Annotated in this window: 16 protein-coding genes; 11 read left to right on the top strand and 5 right to left on the bottom strand. The window is 74.7% G+C overall.

Features of this window, described 5'->3' with window-relative positions; translation table 11 throughout:
• Positions 1–194 precede the first annotated feature (194 nt).
• The 4 genes from tsf (at position 195) to ACI79E_RS20900 (ending at position 3,725) form a co-directional block, all read left to right on the top strand.
• Entirely contained in the window at positions 195–1,010 is an 816-nt protein-coding gene (gene tsf, locus ACI79E_RS20915; protein ID WP_456934498.1) for a translation elongation factor Ts, read from the top strand.
• 195 nt (positions 1,011–1,205) lie between these two features.
• Entirely contained in the window at positions 1,206–1,979 is a 774-nt protein-coding gene (pyrH, locus tag ACI79E_RS20910; RefSeq protein ID WP_456934497.1) for a UMP kinase, read from the top strand.
• A 73-nt stretch (positions 1,980–2,052) separates the two neighbouring features.
• On the top strand, positions 2,053–2,610 hold the full coding sequence (frr, locus tag ACI79E_RS20905; protein ID WP_456922105.1) for a ribosome recycling factor: 558 nt from the start codon (positions 2,053–2,055) through the stop codon (positions 2,608–2,610).
• Positions 2,611–2,792: 182 nt separating this feature from the next.
• Entirely contained in the window at positions 2,793–3,725 is a 933-nt protein-coding gene (locus ACI79E_RS20900) for a phosphatidate cytidylyltransferase (protein WP_456934496.1), read from the top strand.
• Between the two features lie 10 nt (positions 3,726–3,735).
• On the opposite strand, the gene ACI79E_RS20895 is transcribed toward ACI79E_RS20900, so the two are convergent.
• From ACI79E_RS20895 to ACI79E_RS20885, 3 genes are all read right to left on the bottom strand, one after another.
• Positions 3,736–4,842, bottom strand: coding sequence for a GNAT family N-acetyltransferase (locus ACI79E_RS20895; RefSeq protein ID WP_456934495.1), 1,107 nt, complete (start codon positions 4,840–4,842; stop codon positions 3,736–3,738).
• A complete protein-coding gene (locus ACI79E_RS20890; RefSeq protein ID WP_456934494.1) occupies positions 4,839–5,615 on the bottom strand; it encodes a polyphosphate kinase 2 family protein in 777 nt (258 codons plus the stop codon). Before ACI79E_RS20890 ends, ACI79E_RS20895 begins: the two co-directional genes overlap by 4 nt.
• A gap of 69 nt (positions 5,616–5,684) precedes the next feature.
• Entirely contained in the window at positions 5,685–6,326 is a 642-nt protein-coding gene (locus ACI79E_RS20885) for a TrmH family RNA methyltransferase (RefSeq protein ID WP_456934493.1), read from the bottom strand.
• A 33-nt stretch (positions 6,327–6,359) separates the two neighbouring features.
• Between ACI79E_RS20885 and rlmN the strand changes: the two genes are divergently transcribed.
• Together rlmN and ACI79E_RS20875 are read left to right on the top strand one after the other, a co-directional pair.
• Positions 6,360–7,535, top strand: coding sequence for a 23S rRNA (adenine(2503)-C(2))-methyltransferase RlmN (gene rlmN, locus ACI79E_RS20880; protein WP_456934492.1), 1,176 nt, complete (start codon positions 6,360–6,362; stop codon positions 7,533–7,535).
• Positions 7,532–8,254 (top strand): VIT1/CCC1 transporter family protein, encoded by a 723-nt coding sequence (locus ACI79E_RS20875; protein WP_456934491.1) that lies wholly within the window; start codon positions 7,532–7,534, stop codon positions 8,252–8,254. The genes rlmN and ACI79E_RS20875 overlap by 4 nt, the downstream gene beginning before the upstream one ends.
• Before the next feature lie 71 nt (positions 8,255–8,325).
• On the opposite strand, the gene ACI79E_RS20870 is transcribed toward ACI79E_RS20875, so the two are convergent.
• Positions 8,326–8,652: a DUF2631 domain-containing protein gene (locus tag ACI79E_RS20870; protein WP_456934490.1), complete on the bottom strand. Its 327-nt coding sequence runs from the start codon at positions 8,650–8,652 to the stop codon at positions 8,326–8,328.
• Positions 8,653–8,884: 232 nt separating this feature from the next.
• On the opposite strand from ACI79E_RS20870, the gene dxr reads away from it, so the two are divergent.
• Both dxr and ACI79E_RS20860 read left to right on the top strand, forming a co-directional pair.
• On the top strand, positions 8,885–10,081 hold the full coding sequence (gene dxr, locus ACI79E_RS20865; RefSeq protein WP_456934489.1) for a 1-deoxy-D-xylulose-5-phosphate reductoisomerase: 1,197 nt from the start codon (positions 8,885–8,887) through the stop codon (positions 10,079–10,081).
• Between the two features lies 1 nt (position 10,082).
• A complete protein-coding gene (locus ACI79E_RS20860) occupies positions 10,083–11,450 on the top strand; it encodes a M50 family metallopeptidase (RefSeq protein WP_456934500.1) in 1,368 nt (455 codons plus the stop codon).
• 12 nt (positions 11,451–11,462) lie between these two features.
• Here ACI79E_RS20860 and ACI79E_RS20855 read toward each other — a convergent pair whose 3' ends face one another.
• Positions 11,463–11,999, bottom strand: a complete 537-nt coding sequence (locus ACI79E_RS20855; RefSeq protein WP_456934488.1) for a DUF6790 family protein — start codon at positions 11,997–11,999, stop codon at positions 11,463–11,465.
• A 191-nt stretch (positions 12,000–12,190) separates the two neighbouring features.
• Between ACI79E_RS20855 and ispG the strand changes: the two genes are divergently transcribed.
• The 3 genes from ispG (at position 12,191) to ACI79E_RS20840 (ending at position 16,194) form a co-directional block, all read left to right on the top strand.
• Positions 12,191–13,351: a flavodoxin-dependent (E)-4-hydroxy-3-methylbut-2-enyl-diphosphate synthase gene (gene ispG, locus ACI79E_RS20850; protein WP_456934487.1), complete on the top strand. Its 1,161-nt coding sequence runs from the start codon at positions 12,191–12,193 to the stop codon at positions 13,349–13,351.
• A gap of 8 nt (positions 13,352–13,359) precedes the next feature.
• Positions 13,360–14,211 carry a GNAT family N-acetyltransferase gene (locus tag ACI79E_RS20845; RefSeq protein WP_456934486.1) on the top strand — a complete coding sequence of 284 codons (852 nt, stop codon included), beginning with the start codon at positions 13,360–13,362 and terminating at the stop codon, positions 14,209–14,211.
• 90 nt (positions 14,212–14,301) lie between these two features.
• Complete coding sequence (locus ACI79E_RS20840) at positions 14,302–16,194, top strand: penicillin-binding transpeptidase domain-containing protein (protein ID WP_456934485.1); 1,893 nt, start codon at positions 14,302–14,304, stop codon at positions 16,192–16,194.
• Positions 16,195–16,200: the final 6 nt, after the last annotated feature.

Raw genomic sequence — 16,200 nt, 5'->3', positions numbered from 1 at the left:
CCCCCCCCCCCCCGCCCCCCCCCCCCCCCCCCCCCCCCCCCCCCCCCCCCCCCCCCCCCCCCCCCCCCCCCCCCCCCCCCCCCCCCCCCCCCCCCCCCCCCCCCCCCCCCCCCCCCCCCCCCCCCCCGCTCCGTCCGGACGAGCCCCGTCCGGCACCCCCAGACTCCGCACCCACCCAGACCAGAGGAAGTGACATGGCTGGCTTCACCGCTGCCGACGTCAAGCGTCTCCGCGACGCCACCGGCGCCGGGATGATGGACTGCAAGAAGGCGCTCACCGAGGCCGACGGCGACTACGACAAGGCCGTCGAGTTCCTCCGCGTCAAGGGCGCCAAGGACGTCGGCAAGCGCCTCGAGCGCTCCACGACCAACGGCGTCGTCGTCAGCAAGGACGGCGCGCTGCTGGAGCTCGACTGCGAGACCGACTTCGTCGCCAAGAACGCGGACTTCGTCAAGCTGGCCGAGCGGCTGCTCGACGTCGTCCTGGAGAAGAAGCCGGCCGACGTCGACGCGCTGCTGGCCACCGAGGTCGACGGCCAGACCGTCGCCGCGCTGGTCGAGGGCGAGTCCGCGCGCATCGGCGAGAAGCTGGTGCTCAGCCGCTTCGCCGTCTTCGAGGGCACCACCGCCACCTACCTGCACAAGCGGGCCACCGACCTGCCCCCGGCCATCGGTGTCGCGGTGCAGTACAGCGGCGGCACCGAGGACGCCGCGCGGAGCCTGGCGATGCACATCGCCGCGGCCCGCCCGCGGTTCCTCACCCGTGAGGAGGTCCCGGCCGAGGCGGTCGAGACCGAGCGCCGCGTCGCCGAGCAGACCGCCAAGGAGGAGGGCAAGCCCGAGCAGGCGATCGTCAAGATCGTCGAGGGTCGGGTCAACGCCTACTACAAGGACTTCGTCCTGCTCGAGCAGCCGTCGATCACCGAGCCCAAGCGCACGGTCAAGCAGATCGTCGACGAGGCCGGGCTGACCGTCGAGCGGTTCGCCCGCTTCGAGGTCGGCCAGGCCTGAGAGAGGACCCCTTGCCCCCCGCCGCTCGCACGCGCGCGGCGGGGTCCGGCGAGGGGAGTGTCACCGGCCCCGTCCCCCGCCAGGGACGGGGCCGGTGGTCTGTCCGGCCCCTGCCGTGGGCGACCCGCCCGCGCGATCGTGCCGCAGTCCGATGCGGCAGGATCGGGGGAACCGCCACCGAGCGAGGGAAGAACCTTGACCGACACCGCTGCCGTGCCCCTGTCCGCGCCCACCGCCTTCCAGCCCGCCGACCGTGCCGGCTACAAGCGGGTCCTGCTCAAGCTGTCGGGTGAGACCTTCGGTGGCGGCAAGGTGGGCGTCGACGCCGACATCGTCCGGGGCATCGCCACGCAGCTGGCCGAGGTCGTGGGCAAGGGCGCCCAGGTGGCCGTCGTCATGGGTGGGGGCAACTTCTTCCGCGGGGCCGAGCTGTCCCAGGCCGGCATGGACCGCACCAAGGCCGACTACATGGGCATGCTGGGCACCGTCATGAACTGCCTGGCCCTGCAGGACTTCTGCGAGAAGGCCGGCCTCGAGACCCGCGTGCAGTCGGCGATCACCATGGGGCAGGTCGCCGAGCCCTACATCCCGCGCAAGGCCATCCGGCACCTGGAGAAGGGGCGGCTGGTCATCTTCGGCGCCGGCGCCGGCATGCCGTACTTCTCCACCGACACGGTGGCCGCCCAGCGCGCGCTGGAGATCGAGTGCCAGGTGCTGCTGATGGGCAAGAACGGGGTGGACGGCGTCTACGACGACGACCCGCGGACCAACCCCGACGCCGTCATGTACGACGACCTGGACTACGCGACCGTGCTGGCCAAGCAGCTGAAGGTGGCCGACGCCACCGCGATCAGCCTGTGCATGGACAACCGCATGCCGATCGTCGTGTTCAACCTGCTGCGCGACGGCAACATCGCCCGCGCGGTGTCAGGTGAGAAGATCGGCACGCTGATCAGCGACCCGGCCTGACCCGGCGGGCGCAGCCCGCAGATCCCGCGACGCCCGCGGCGGAGACCCTCCGCCGTCCCAGGAGGAGAGACCCGTGATCGACGACACCCTGCTCGACGCCGAGGAGCGGATGGACAAGGCCCTGTCGGTCGCTCGGGAGGACCTCGGCTCGGTGCGCACCGGGCGTGCGGCGCCCTCGATGTTCAACAAGATCCTGGTCGACTACTACGGCAGCCCGACGCCGGTGCCGCAGATGTCGTCGATCACGGTGCCCGAGGCGCGCATGGCGGTCATCAAGCCCTACGACAACGGCCAGCTCTCGGCCATCGAGAAGGCCATCCGCGACAGCGACCTGGGCGTCAACCCGACCAACGACGGCCAGATCATCCGCGTGGTCTTCCCGCAGCTGACCGAGGAGCGCCGCCGCGACCTGGTGAAGATGGCCCGGTCCAAGGGCGAGGACGCCAAGGTCGCCATCCGCAACGTGCGTCGCCGGGCCAAGGAGGAGCTGGACCGCATCGCCAAGGACGGCGAGGCCGGTGAGGACGACGTCCGCCGCGCGGAGAAGGAGCTCGACGACCTGACCGCCAAGCACGTCCACGGCATCGACGAGGCGGTCAAGAACAAGGAGACCGAGCTGCTCGAGGTCTGAGCCGCACCGTCGCTCCACCGCCCATGACACCCGATCCCGACACCGGGCCGATCCCCGTTCCCGGCCGGCGTCCCGCACCACCCTCACCACCGCCGGCCCGGCCGGCGGCCGAGGTCCGCACGTCCCAGGCCCCCGCGGCCGGGCCCCGCAGGCCCCGGCTGCCGGAGACGTCACCGGGACCGGTGGAGGCACCCCCGACGGTGGAGGCGCCGGCGACGGGGGTGTCACCGGCGACGGTGGAGACGCCGGTCCCCACCTCCACCACCGAGTCGATCGGTCCCACGCTCGTCCCCGGCGCGAAGAAGCCCGGCCGGGCCGGCCGGGACATGGTCGCGGCCATCGGCGTGGGCGCGGGCCTCGGCGCGGTCATCGTGGTCTCGCTGCTGGTCTACCGGCCGGCGTTCCTCCTGGTCGTCGTCGCCGCGATCCTCGTCGGCATCGTCGAGCTCAGCCGTGCCCTCCAGGCCGGTGGGGCCCACCCGCCCCTGGCCCCGGTGCTGGTCGGCGCCGTGGCGATGCTCGGGCTGGCCTGGAGCCGGGGCTCCTCGGGCCTGGTCGTCGGCTTCCTGCTCACCGCGCTGGCGGTGCTGCTGTGGCGGCTCGGCGACGGCCCGGTGGGCTACCTGCGCGACGCCTCGGCCGGCGTCCTCGTCGCCGCCTACGTCCCGCTGCTGGCCGGCTTCGCCGTCCTGCTGCTGGTGCCCGACGACGGGGTGGCCCGCGTGTTGCTGTTCATCGCCACCGTCGTCGGCAACGACGTCGGGGGCTTCGCCGCCGGTGTGCTGTTCGGCAGGCACCCGATGGCGCCGTCGGTCAGCCCGAAGAAGTCCTGGGAGGGCATGGCCGGGTCGGTCCTGGCCTGCGTCCTCATCGCCACCCCCGTCGTCACCCTGGCGCTGGACGGCCCGTGGTGGGGCGGGGTGCTCTTCGGTGCCGCGCTGGCCGTCTCCGCCACCGTCGGTGACCTGGGGGAGTCGCTGATCAAGCGGGACCTCGGGATCAAGGACATGGGCAACCTGCTGCCCGGCCACGGCGGGATCATGGACCGGCTGGACTCCCTGCTGCCCTCGGCGGCCGTCGCGTACCTGCTGCTGGCCTGGGTCGCCCCCGTCTGAGGAGCGCGCCTCACCCGCGCCGGACGAGCTGCCAGCTGGAACCGACCACGCGGAAGCCGCGGCAGGCGTACCAGTGCCGCGGCCAGTCGTCGGCGTGCGCCTCCAGCGCCACGAGGTCGCAGCCGGCCTCGGCGGCCAGCGACACCAACCGGGCCAGGACGGCGTCGGCGTGCCCCCGGCCCCGCGCGGCCGGCTCGGTCATCACCGACTCCACGACCGCGGTGGCGCCGTCGACCCGGAGCTGACCGGCGGCGACCGGGCGGCCGGCCGCGCGGACGGCGACGTCGTGGACGGCGACGACCTCGGCGGTGCGGTGCTCCCGGCCGATCAGCTGGGCGACCACCTCGTCGAGGCCGGGCACGGGCGGGAGCCCCCTCCGCCAGGAGCGGTCCCACAGGGAGTGCAGCTCGCGCTGGTCGACGATCTCCGCGGGGTCCCCGCCGGGTGCCGGCGCCGCCTCGCGGACCATCACGACCAGCTCCGAGGACTCCCAGCCGGCCGCGGACAGCTCCGCGGCGACCGTCCCCGCACCGGGCCAGCGCAGGGTCACGGCGGCCACCGGCCAGTCCAGCTCGGCGGCGACGGCGGTCGTCGTCCGCGCCACGGTCGCCGCGTCGGTGGGGGAGGTGAGCACGACGGTGTTGTCGTCCCGGGAGTGCGGGAAGCGGGGATCGCGGACCGCCACACCGCCGGGCACGTCGCGGACCTCGGCGGCCCGTCGCACCTGCAGGGAGGTCTGCAGCGCGTGGACCCGCCCCAGCTCGTCGTCGGGCGCGGGGAGGACCGGCTCGACCGGCGGGCGCCACGGCACCACCGCCACGACGGCGGAGGTGGGCAGCGGGCCGTACAGGTGCGGGAAACGCAGGCCCGGCGGGTCCTCCGGGGCACCGGGCTCCCAGCGCACGGGGTCGGCCAGCCGGGCCGGGTCGACGACGAGGAGCACGAGGTCGCGGCGGCCGGGGAACAGCCGGCCGGCCGGCAGGTGCACCTGCCCGGGCGTAGACAGGTGCACGAAACCGGCCTCGGCCAGCGAGGGCGGCCGCAGCGGACCCTCGGCCAGCGCCGTCCGCCAGGCGTCGGGTCCCACCAGGTGCACCAGCACCGGCGGTGTCGTCATGGGGCGGCCCCGGGCAACGGTGGGTCGGGGTCGATGCCGGCCGCGACGAGCGCCGCCTCCACCTGCTCGCAGACGGTGCGGACCACCTGGACGCGGGCGGACCGCTTGTCGTCCCCGGCGACGACGTGCCAGCGCCCGCCCGCGTGGTCGGTGCGCTGGAGCATCTCCTCCACGGCGGCCTCGTAGGCGTCCCGCTTCTCCCGGTTCCGCCAGTCCTCGTCGGTCAGCTTCCAGGCCCGGTAGGGGTCGTCGCGGCGGGACTCGAAGCGGCGCAGCTGCTCCTCGGGGGAGACGTGCATCCAGAACTTGACCAGCACCATCCCCTCGGCGGCCAGCGTCGTCTCCAGGTCGACGATCTCCGCGTAGGCCCGCTGCCAGGCCTCCTCGGAGGCGAACCCCTCGACGCGCTCCACGAGCACCCGGCCGTACCAGGTGCGGTCGAGGACGGCCATGCCGCCCCAGCCGGGCAGGACCGGCCAGAACCGCCACAGGAAGTGGTGCCGCTTCTCGTCGTGGGTGGGGGCGGCGAACTGGGCGACCCGCACGTGCCGGGGGTCGATCTGCTCGACCAGCCGCTTGATGGCCCCGCCCTTGCCCGAGGCGTCCCAGCCCTCGAAGAGCACGCACAGCGGCGGGCCCAGCTCACCGGTGCCGAGCTGCCCGCCCAGCAGCAGGCGCAGGTGGACCAGGCGCCGTTGCGCTGCGGCGAGCTGCTCCTTGGCGTCGGCCTTCGACAGGCGTGCACCCAGGTCGACCTCGGACAACCGGCTCATGACGGTGCAGCCTGGCACGGCCCCGGACGGTCCGCGCGGACCAGCGACGCCGCGGCCCGGCCCGCGCCCTCACACCCCGTGCTGGCGGATCCACGCGTGCATGGCGATGCCGGCCGCCACGCCGGCGTTGATCGACCGGGTCGAGCCGAACTGGGCGATGGACAGGACGCCGTCGGCGAGGTCGCGCGCCTCGGCGGAGAGCCCGCTGCCCTCCTGGCCGAACAGCAGCACGCAGGCCCGGGGGAGGGCCTCGGTCTCCAGCGGCCGGGCACCGGGCAGGTTGTCGACGGCGAGCAGCGGCAGCCCCTCGGCCCGCGCCCAGGCGGCCAGCGTGCCGACGTCGGGGTGGTGGCGCACGTGCTGGTAGCGGTCGGTCACCATGGCGCCGCGCCGGTTCCACCGCCTGCGGCCCACCACGTGGACGGCCGAGGCCAGGAACGCGTTGGCGGTGCGCACGACCGTGCCGATGTTGAGGTCGTGCCGCCAGTTCTCGATGGCGACGTGGAACGGGTGCCGGCGGGTGTCGAGGTCGGCCACGATCGCCTCGACGGTCCAGTACCGGTAGCGGTCGACGACGTTGCGGCGGTCACCGGCGGCCAGCAGCTCGGGGTCGTAGCGGGGGTCCTCCGGCCACGGCCCCTGCCACGGGCCGACCCCCACGGTGTCGAGCACGGGGTCGGGGAGGGTGAGTTCCCTCTCGGCGTCCGTCACCCGCCGGAGGCTAGTGGGACCATGGGAACCGCCATGACTGCCCTGCCCCTGGTCTTCGACGCCCCCCGCCGGGGCAAGCCGCCCCGCCACCTCGCCGACCTCACCCGTGAGGAGGCCCGCGCGGCGGTCGCCGAGCTCGGTCAGCCGGCCTTCCGCGCCGACCAACTGGCCCGGCACTTCTACCGGGGCGTCACCGACCCCGCGCAGATGACCGACCTGCCGGCCGCCGTCCGCGAGACGCTCACCGGCGCCCTGCTGCCGGGCCTGCTGACCCCGGTGCGGCACCAGTCGGCCGACGGCGGGCGCACCCGCAAGACGCTGTGGCGACTGCACGACGGCGCCCTCGTCGAGAGCGTGCTCATGCGCTACCCGGACCGCGCCACGGTGTGCATCTCCAGCCAGGCCGGCTGCGGCATGGCCTGCCCGTTCTGCGCGACCGGGCAGGGTGGGCTGACCCGCAACCTGTCCGCCGCCGAGATCATCGGCCAGGCGGTCGCGGCCGCCGCAGCGATGGCGGGCGGGGAGATCCCCGGCGGCCCCGGGCGGCTGTCCAACGTCGTGTTCATGGGCATGGGCGAGCCGCTGGCCAACTACGCGCGGGTGCGCAAGACCCTCGACGCGCTGGTCACGCCCACCCCGCACGGGCTGGGCCTCTCGCAGCGGTCGATCACCGTCTCCACCGTCGGGGTCGTCCCGGCGATCCGGCGGCTCACCGAGGAGGGCCTGAACGTGACCCTCGCGGTGAGCCTGCACGCACCCGACGACGAGCTGCGCGACACCCTGGTGCCGATCAACACCCGGTGGAAGGTCGCCGAGGTCGTCGCCGCCGCCGACGCCTACGCCGAGCGCACCGGCCGCCGGTACTCCATCGAGTACGCGCTCATCCGTGACGTCAACGACCAGCCCGAGCGCGCCGACCTGCTTGGGCGGCTGCTCGCCGGGCGCCGCGCGCACGTGAACCTCATCCCGCTGAACCCGACCCCGGGCAGCCCGTGGGACGCCAGTCCGCTGCCGGCCCAGCGGGAGTTCGTCGCGCGGCTGCGCGCCGCCGGGGTGCCGACGACGGTCCGGGACACCCGCGGCCAGGACATCGACGGCGCCTGCGGTCAGCTGGCCGCGGCCGACCGGGTGGACGGCGTCCCGAGCGTGGCCGTGCCGACGCCGTCCCTCGAGCCGTCGGTGGAGCTGGGCGCCGAGGCGGACGAGTGAGCGCCGCCGGCGACCCGCCGGTGGCCGAGGCCCACGAGCACACCCACGCCGACGTCTCGGGCGGGTGGCTGCGGGCCGCCGTGTTCGGGGCCATGGACGGGCTGGTCACCAACACCGCGCTGGTGGCCGGCGTGGGTGGCGGTGGCGCCGCGCCCCGGGCGATCGTGCTCTCCGGCGTGGCCAGCCTGGTCGCCGGCGCGATCTCGATGGCGCTGGGCGAGTACACCTCGGTGAAGACCCAGAACGAGCAGCTGGACCTCGAGGTCGCCAAGGAGCGCCGGGAGCTCGAGCGCAACCCGCACGGTGAGCTGGCCGAGCTGGTGGAGATGCTGCGGGTCCGCGGGGTGGACGACGACCTGGCCCCGCTGGTCGCCCGGCAGCTGTCCCGCGACCCCGACACGGCGCTGCGGCTGCACGTCGTCGCCGAGCTCGGGCTCAACCCCGAGGACAAGCCCTCGCCGGTGGTCGCGGCGGTCTCCTCGTTCCTCACCTTCGCCACCGGGGCGGTCGTCCCGCTGCTGCCCTACCTGTTCGGCGCCTCACTGCTGTGGGTGGCCCTGCTGTGCGGCGCCGCCGGGCTGGCCGCGGCCGGCGCGCTGTCGTCACGGTTCACGCCGCGCCCCTGGTGGTCCGCCGCGCTGCGCCAGGTGCTGTTCGGCGGCATCGCCGCGGGGGTGACCTTCGCGATCGGGCTCGCGATCGGCGTCAGCGTCACCTGACACCGGCGGGCCCGGGACGACGGAGGCCCGCTCCCCGAGGGGAACGGGCCTCCGTCGTCGTCAGCGGGCCGTCACTGGCTGCGCCAGGCGTTCTTCCGCCGGAAGTAGTCGTAGACCTTGAGCAGGACCATCAGCAGCACGAACGCGCCGACCCAGTAGTCCTCGACGCGACCCTCGTGGTTGCCGACGAGGTAGGCGAGCATGAACAGGATCGCGATCCACGAGGCGATCCGGCCGGCGCGGCCGGTCTCACCGTGCCAGCCCCAGTCCTCCGGGCGCTCGTGCTCGACCGGGTGGGCGTCGCGGCGGACGACGGCCTCCTCGCGCCCGGGCTGGTTGACCCGCTCGGTCGCGGGGTTGTCCGTCGCGATCCGCTCGCGGTGGGTCTGCTCGCTCACGCGCTCTCCTCGCTGGCGCCCGGCGCCCGCAGTCGCGGGCGCCGCTGTGTCCTCGGGCTCGCTCGCCCTCCGGCCATTCTGGCAGGAGCCCTCCGGGCCCACCGCCCGAGGTCGGGACGGCGCGCCGCGGCGCGGGGCCCGTCGGGGAGGATGCACCCGTGAGCGGACAGGCACGTGGGCATCGCAGGGAGCGCCAGCGACCGCTGAGCGCAGCGTGCCGCAGGAGCGAACCGTGAGCGACCTGCGCGAGGTGACGGTGCTCGGCTCCACCGGCTCGATCGGGCGGCAGGCGATCGCGGTGGCCGAGCAGAACCCCGACCGGCTGCGGATCACCGCCCTGGCCGCCGGTGGCGGGGACGTCGGGCTGCTGGCCGAACAGGCGCTGTCCCTCGGCGTCCGCACCGTCGCCGTCGCCCGGGCCACCGCCGCCCAGGACCTCCAGCTGGCGTTCTACGCGGCGGCGTCGCAGCGGGGCTGGGCGCAGGGTCAGTACGCGCTGCCGGAGATCCTCGCCGGGCCGCGGGCCGCCGAGGAGCTGGCTTCCCGCGCCGCCGACGTCGTCCTCAACGGGATCACCGGCTCGATCGGGCTGGGCCCCACGCTGGCCGCGCTGCGCGCCGGGAACACCGTCGCACTGGCCAACAAGGAGTCGCTGGTGGCCGGCGGTGACCTGGTCACCGCCGCGGCCGCGCCGGGGCAGCTGGTGCCGGTGGACTCCGAGCACTCCGCGCTGGCCCAGTGCCTGCGCGGCGGTGCCCGCGGCGAGGTGGCCCGGCTGGTGCTCACCGCCAGCGGCGGGCCGTTCCGCGGCCGCAGCGCCGAGGAGCTGGCCGACGTCACCGTCGAGCAGGCGCTGGCCCACCCGACCTGGGCCATGGGGCCGGTGGTGACGATCAACTCCGCCACCCTGGTCAACAAGGGCCTGGAGCTCATCGAGGCGCACCTGCTCTTCGGCGTCCCGTACGCCGACATCGACGTCGTGGTGCACCCGCAGTCGATCGTGCACTCGATGGTCACCTTCGCCGACGGCGCGACGATCGCCCAGGCCAGCCCGCCGGACATGCGCCTGCCCATCGCCCTGGCGCTGGCCTGGCCCGACCGCCTCCCGCACGTGCAGCCGGCGCTGGACTGGTCGACGGCGAGCACGTGGGAGTTCGCGCCTCTCGACGACGTCGCGTTCCCCGCCGTCCGGCTGGCCCGCGCCGCCGGGGAGGCCGGGGGCGTGGTGCCGGCGATGTTCAACGCCGCCAACGAGGAGGCGGTGGCCGCCTTCGTCGCGGGTCGGCTGCCGTTCCGGGGCATCGTCGACCTCGTCGCGCGTACCCTCGACGACGCGCCGGACCCCGGCGCCCCCACCTGCGTCGAGGACGTCCTGGCGGCGGAGAAGTGGGCCCGGGACCACGCCCGGGGAGTCATCGCCGGAGGCTGAGCTGAGCGGGATCCTCCTGACCGTCCTCGGGATCGTCGCCTTCGCGGTCGGCCTGCTGTTCTCGATCGGCTTCCACGAGGCCGGCCACTTCTACTGGGCCCGGAAGTTCGGCATGCGGGTGCCCCAGTTCATGGTCGGCTTCGGGCCGACGGTGTGGTCGCGCACCAAGGGGGAGACCGAGTACGGCATCAAGGCCGTGCCCCTGGGCGGCTACATCCGCATCGTCGGCATGATCCCGCCGGCCGAGGAGGGCGAGAGCAGGCGCGCCACCCGGATGCGCAGCTTCATCGCCGAGGTGCGCGGGCAGGCCCTCAACGACGTCCTGCCCAGTGACGCCGGGCGGGTGTTCTACGCCAAGCCCTGGTGGCAGCGGGTCATCGTGATGTTCGCCGGCCCCTTCCACAACCTGGTGCTGGCCGTCGTCTTCTTCGCGATCACGCTGACCGCCGTCGGCACCAGCGTCTTCACCACCACCGTGCGCGACGTGCCCGCCTGCGTGCTGCCGGCCGGCGCGGCCAGCGCCACCGCCGAGGACCCGTGCGCGGTGCCCATCACCGCCGACGGCGAGCTGTGCGAGGCCGGGGCCGCCGGCTGCGCGCTGCCGCAGCGCAGCCCGGCCGCCACCGCGGGGCTGCGACCCGGCGACACGATCGTCGCCATCGGCGGGACGCCGGTGGAGCGCACGGCCTACGACAGCTGGACGGCGGTGCAGGAGGCCATCCGCACCAGCCCCGGCCAGGCCCTGTCGCTGACCGTCGAGCGCGACGGGCAGCAGCGCGACCTCACCGTCACGCCGATCGCCAACACCGTCTACGTCGAGGCCGGCAGCGACGAGACCACGACCGCGGGCTACCTGGGCGTCTCCCCGACGCCGGAGCTGGCCCGGCAGTCGCTGGCCGACCTGCCCAGTTACTTCGGGATGGTCGTCGCGAACTCCGTCGAGCGCCTGGTCGAGATCCCGGAGAAGGTGCCGCAGCTGTTCCGCGCCGCCTTCCTCGGTGAGGAGCGGGACGAGAACGGCCCGATCGGCGTCGTCGGCGTCGGCCGGATCTCCGGCGAGGTCTTCGCCATCCCGCAGTTCACCGGCGCGGAGAAGCTCAGCTTCTTCCTCAGCCTGCTGGCCAGCGTGAACCTGGTGCTGTTCCTGTTCAACCTGTTGCCGGTCTACCCGCTCGACGGCGGGCACGTCGCCGGGGCGCTGTACGAGAAGGCGCGCTCGGTCGTCGCCCGCCTGCGCGGCCGCCCCGACCCGGGGCCGTTCGACATCGCCCGGCTCATGCCGGTCGCCTACGTCGTCGCCGGGTTGTTCATCGTGCTGTCGGGGCTGCTGCTGGTGGCCGACATCGTCAACCCGATCACGCTTCAGTAGCCGGCGCCGGGCTCAGGGGGCCCAGAGGGCGTACATGACGACGAGCGCCGCCGGCACGCCGAAGTCCAGCACGAGGATCGAGGTGTTGTTCACGGCGAAGTCGTGGTGCTGCACCATCTGCCGGATGTGGCCGATGCCGCAGCCCACGCGGAACACGGAGCTGGCGATGATCACGGCCAGCCAGTACTCCGACGAGTACGAGGTGGCGAGGACGCCGGCCACCCCGAAGCCGAGGTTCGCGACGCCCACCTCGAACTGGAAGGGGCTGGTCCCCCAGCCGATCGAGCGGGCGATCCGCGGGCCGAAGAGGACGTGGGAGATGCCGGCGCCGATCGCGGCCCAGCCGATCATGTACACGACGCCGTTCTCGACGAGCTGCTGCTGCCACGGGCCGGTGCGGTCGCCGAACACGACGGGGACCGCCGAGGCCACGAAGAGCAGCACGCCGATGTAGGGGAGCAGGCCCAGCAGCGGTTCGGCCCGGTGCGGTGCGCCCTGGGCACTGCGGGTGACGGCCTCGTGGCGGTCGCGGTCGGTGCTCTCGGACATGGGTTCTCCGTGGCGGGTACCGGCCCCCGTGGGTCAGGGGCTGGGTACCAGGGCAGGGCCGGGGGCACAACGACCACGGCGGCCACCCCGGCCCGGCGACGGGGCGTACTGCCACCGGGCACGGGCACGGCCGCGCAGGGTCACAGCGGCGGCGGCGGCACCGCGGTGCACGCCGGGCGATACTGGGTGTCATGGCGACCCCCGTCAGTCTCGGCATGCCCGCTGCACCCCCGCCCGTCCTGGCCCCGCGCCGGAAGACCCGTCAGCTCGACGTCGGCGGCGTCGGGGTGGGCAGCGACTTCCCCGTCAGCGTGCAGTCGATGACGACGACCAAGACCGCCGACGTCAACGCGACGCTGCAGCAGATCGCCGAGCTGACCGCCGCCGGCTGCCAGATCGTGCGGGTCGCCGTCCCCGACACCGACGACGCGGAGGCGCTGCCGGCGATCGCCAGGAAGTCGCAGATCCCGGTCATCGCCGACATCCACTTCCAGCCGCGCTACGTCTTCGCCGCCATCGACGCCGGGTGCGCCGCCGTGCGGGTGAACCCCGGCAACATCAAGAAGTTCGACGACAAGGTCGGCGAGATCGCCAAGGCCGCCGGCGACGCCGGCATCCCCATCCGGATCGGCGTGAACGCCGGCTCGCTGGACAAGCGGCTGCTCGCCAAGTATGGCAAGGCCACCCCCGAGGCGCTGGTGGAGTCGGCCCTGTGGGAGTGCTCGCTGTTCGAGGAGCACGGCTTCCGCGACATCAAGATCTCGGTCAAGCACAACGACCCGGTCGTCATGGTGCGGGCCTACGAGCTGCTCGCGGCGCAGTGCGACTACCCGCTGCACCTGGGTGTCACCGAGGCCGGTCCGGCCTTCCAGGGCACGATCAAGTCCGCCGTCGCCTTCGGGGCGCTGCTGTCCCAGGGCATCGGCGACACCATCCGCGTCTCCCTCTCCGCCCCGCCGGTGGAGGAGGTCAAGGTCGGCACCCAGATCCTCGAGTCGCTCAACCTGCGCCAGCGCGGTCTGGAGATCGTCAGCTGCCCGTCCTGCGGCCGGGCCCAGGTGGACGTCTACCGGCTGGCCGACGAGGTGACCGCCGGCCTCGACGGGCTGGAGGTGCCGCTGCGGGTCGCCGTCATGGGCTGTGTCGTCAACGGCCCGGGGGAGGCCCGCGAGGCCGACCTGGGCGTCGCCTCCGGCAACGGCAAGGGGCAGATCTTCGTCAGGGGCGAGGTCGTCAAGACCGTCCCCGAGTCGCAGATCGTGGAGACCCTGATCGAGGAGGCCATGCGCATCGCCGGCGAGCAGGCCGACGCCGGGGTCCCCTCCGGCGCGCCCGTCGTCACCGTCGGCTGACCCGGCCGGTGCTGCGCACGCCGACCGCCCGGGTCCTCGACGAGACCGACGAGCCGGCCGTCCGCCGGCTGCTGGCCACCGACCCGGTGGCCGCCTGCGTCATCGCCGGGCGGGTGGAGGTCGCGGGCACGGCCGCACAGGCCCTCGGCGCCCCGCTGTGGGGCGTCGGCAGCGGCCGCTCCCTCGACGCGGTCTGCCTGGCCGGGGCCAACCTGATCCCCTTCACCGTCCCGGGCGCCGAGCGCACCGCCGCGGCCGCGTTCGCCGAGCGGGCCCGGCGGGCCGGGCGGCGCTGCTCCACCATCGTCGGCCCCGCCACGGCCGTCGAGCCGCTGTGGGAGCTGCTCGAGCCGTCGTGGGGCCCGGCCCGCGACCACCGGCCCCGCCAGCCGCTGCTGGCGATCGATGGCCCGCCCGCGGTGGCTCCCGAGCCGCACGTGCGGCCGGTGCGCCCGGCGGAGCTGGAGATCCTCATGCCCGCGGCGGTGGCCATGTTCACCGAGGAGGTCGGGGTCAGCCCGCTGCGCCTCGACGGCGGCGCCGGCTACCGCGCGCGGGTCGCCGACCTCGTCCGCGCCGGTCAGTCCCTGGCCTGGATCGAGGACGGCGAGGTGCTGTTCAAGGCCGAGATCGGCGCGGTGTCGCGCACCGTCTGCCAGGTCCAGGGGGTGTGGGTCGCCCCCGCGCACCGCGGCCGCGGCATCGGCACCGCGGGCACCGCCGCCGTCGTCGAGTACGCCCGTGCCGCGATCGCGCCGGTCGTCAGCCTCTACGTCAACGACTTCAACGCCCCCGCCCGGGCCTCCTACGCCCGCGTGGGCTTCCGCGAGGTCGGGCGGTACGCCAGCGTCCTGTTCTGACGGGCCCCGGCAGGGGAGCCGCTCCGGCACGTCGCCACGGCCGGGGCGCCGCCGTCGTCCGGGTGGTGGCGTCTGGAACGCTGTCTCCCCGTGCGCACACGTCGGGGGACGGTCCTGGGAACCACGCTCGTGCTGCTGGCCGCGCCGGCGCTGGCCGCCTGCTCGGGCGACCCGACCGACGAGGTGCGGGCCGCGGCGGAGGCCTTCCTCGAGGACTGGGCCACCGGCGACGTCGACGCCGCCGCCGGTGCCACCACGGACCCCGCCGCCGCCGGCGCGCTGCTGGAGCAGACCGCGGCCGACCTCCCCGACGCCGCACTGAGCTCCGAGCTCGGCACCGTCGTGGTCGAGGACGGCACCGCCACCGTCGAGTGGACGGCCACCTGGGACCTCGCCGCCGCCCCCGAGTGGAGCTACCCCGCCACGCTGCGGCTGCGGGAGGCCGACGAGGGCTGGGACGTCGTCGCCGAGCCCACCCTCGTGCACCCGGAGCTCGGCGAGGGCCAGCAGCTGGTGCTCACCCGCGAGCTGCCCGAGCGCGCGGCGATCACCGGCGCGGACGGGGCGCCGCTGTTCACGCCCACCGAGGTGGTCAACGTCGGCGTCGACCCGGCCCAGGTCACCGACCTGCCGGCCCTGGCGGGGGCGCTGTCGGCGGCCACCGGGGTCGCCGCGGAGGAGATCGTCGCCGACGTCCAGGCCGCCCCCGCCGGGCAGTTCGTCCCGGTGATCACCCTGCGCCGTCCCGACTTCGAGGCGATCCGCGCGCAGGTGTTCGACCTGCCCGGCGCGGTGTTCCCCACCGACACCCGGCTGCTCGCCCCCACCGCCCGGTTCGCCTCGGCCCTGCTGGGCCGGGTCGGCCCGGCGACGGCCGAGGTGCTGGAGGAGACCACGGTGGACGGCGAGCCGGCCTACGCCTCCGGCGACCAGCTGGGCCTGTCGGGCCTGCAGCGGGCCCTCCAGGAGCAGCTGACCGGCACCGCCGGCTTCGCCGTCAGCGTGGCGAGCACCGACCAGGACACCGGCGATCCCGGCCGGGAGATCGACGCGGTCGCCCCCGTCCCGGGCCAGCCGGTGCAGACCCCGCTGGTGCCCGCGGTCCAGAACGCCGCCGACGCCGCCGTCGCCGGCCAGCAGCTGCCCACCCACCTGGTGGTCGTGCGCCCGCGCACCGGCGAGGTGCTGGCCGTCTCGTCGAACGAGGCGGCCGTCGCCGGCAACGCGCTGAGCGGCCAGTACCCGCCCGGCTCCAGCATGAAGACGATCACCGCGACCGCGCTGCTGGGCGCGGGGACCACCCCGCAGACGCCGGTGCCCTGCCCGGGCACCTTCGTCGTCGAGGGCCGCGAGTTCGAGAACCAGGACCAGTTCGACCTGGGCACCGTGCCCTTCACCGAGGCGTTCGCGCAGTCCTGCAACACGACCTTCATGCAGCAGTCGCTGCAGCTGCCCGACGACGCCCTCGCCGCCGCGGCCGCCTCCTACGGGGTGGGCACCGACTGGCAGCTGCCGGTCGACGTGTTCAGCGGCAGCGTCCCCGCCGACAGCACCGGGACGACGAAGGCGGCCAACGCGATCGGCCAGGGCCAGGTGCTGATGAGCCCGGCCCAGCTGGCCCTCGTCGCGGCCGGGGTGGCCGGTGGCACCCCGGTGGCGCCGGTGGAGGTCGTGGGCGCGGAGCCCGCGGGCACCCTGCCGGCCGGACCGGACGCCTCCGTGCTCGACGCGCTGCGGCCGATGATGCGGCAGGTGGTGCTCTCCGGGACCGCCACCGCCCTGGCCGACCGCGGCGAGGTCCACGGCAAGACCGGGACGGCCGAGTACGGCAGCAACACCCCGCCGGACGCACACGGCTGGTTCATGGGCTACCGGCTGGGCGGTCCCCAGGGCGACCTCGCCTTCGCCGTCCTGGTCGAGGGGGGACAGTCCAGCAGCCTCGCGGTCGGGGTGACCGACGCCTTCCTCGGCGGCCTGGGCTGAGCCCCC

The organism is Geodermatophilus sp. SYSU D00079 (assembly GCF_054050635.1).
This window is presented reverse-complemented; position numbering and strand designations above follow the sequence as displayed.

Coding starts and splice junctions, on each gene's coding strand:
- tsf (WP_456934498.1), top strand. CDS start 195: ATGGCTGGCTTCACCGCTGCCGACGTCAAGCGTCTCCGCGACGCCACC.
- ACI79E_RS20895 (WP_456934495.1), bottom strand. CDS start 4,842: ATGACGACACCGCCGGTGCTGGTGCACCTGGTGGGACCCGACGCCTGG.
- ACI79E_RS20890 (WP_456934494.1), bottom strand. CDS start 5,615: ATGAGCCGGTTGTCCGAGGTCGACCTGGGTGCACGCCTGTCGAAGGCC.
- rlmN (WP_456934492.1), top strand. CDS start 6,360: ATGACTGCCCTGCCCCTGGTCTTCGACGCCCCCCGCCGGGGCAAGCCG.
- ACI79E_RS20855 (WP_456934488.1), bottom strand. CDS start 11,999: ATGTCCGAGAGCACCGACCGCGACCGCCACGAGGCCGTCACCCGCAGT.
- ispG (WP_456934487.1), top strand. CDS start 12,191: ATGGCGACCCCCGTCAGTCTCGGCATGCCCGCTGCACCCCCGCCCGTC.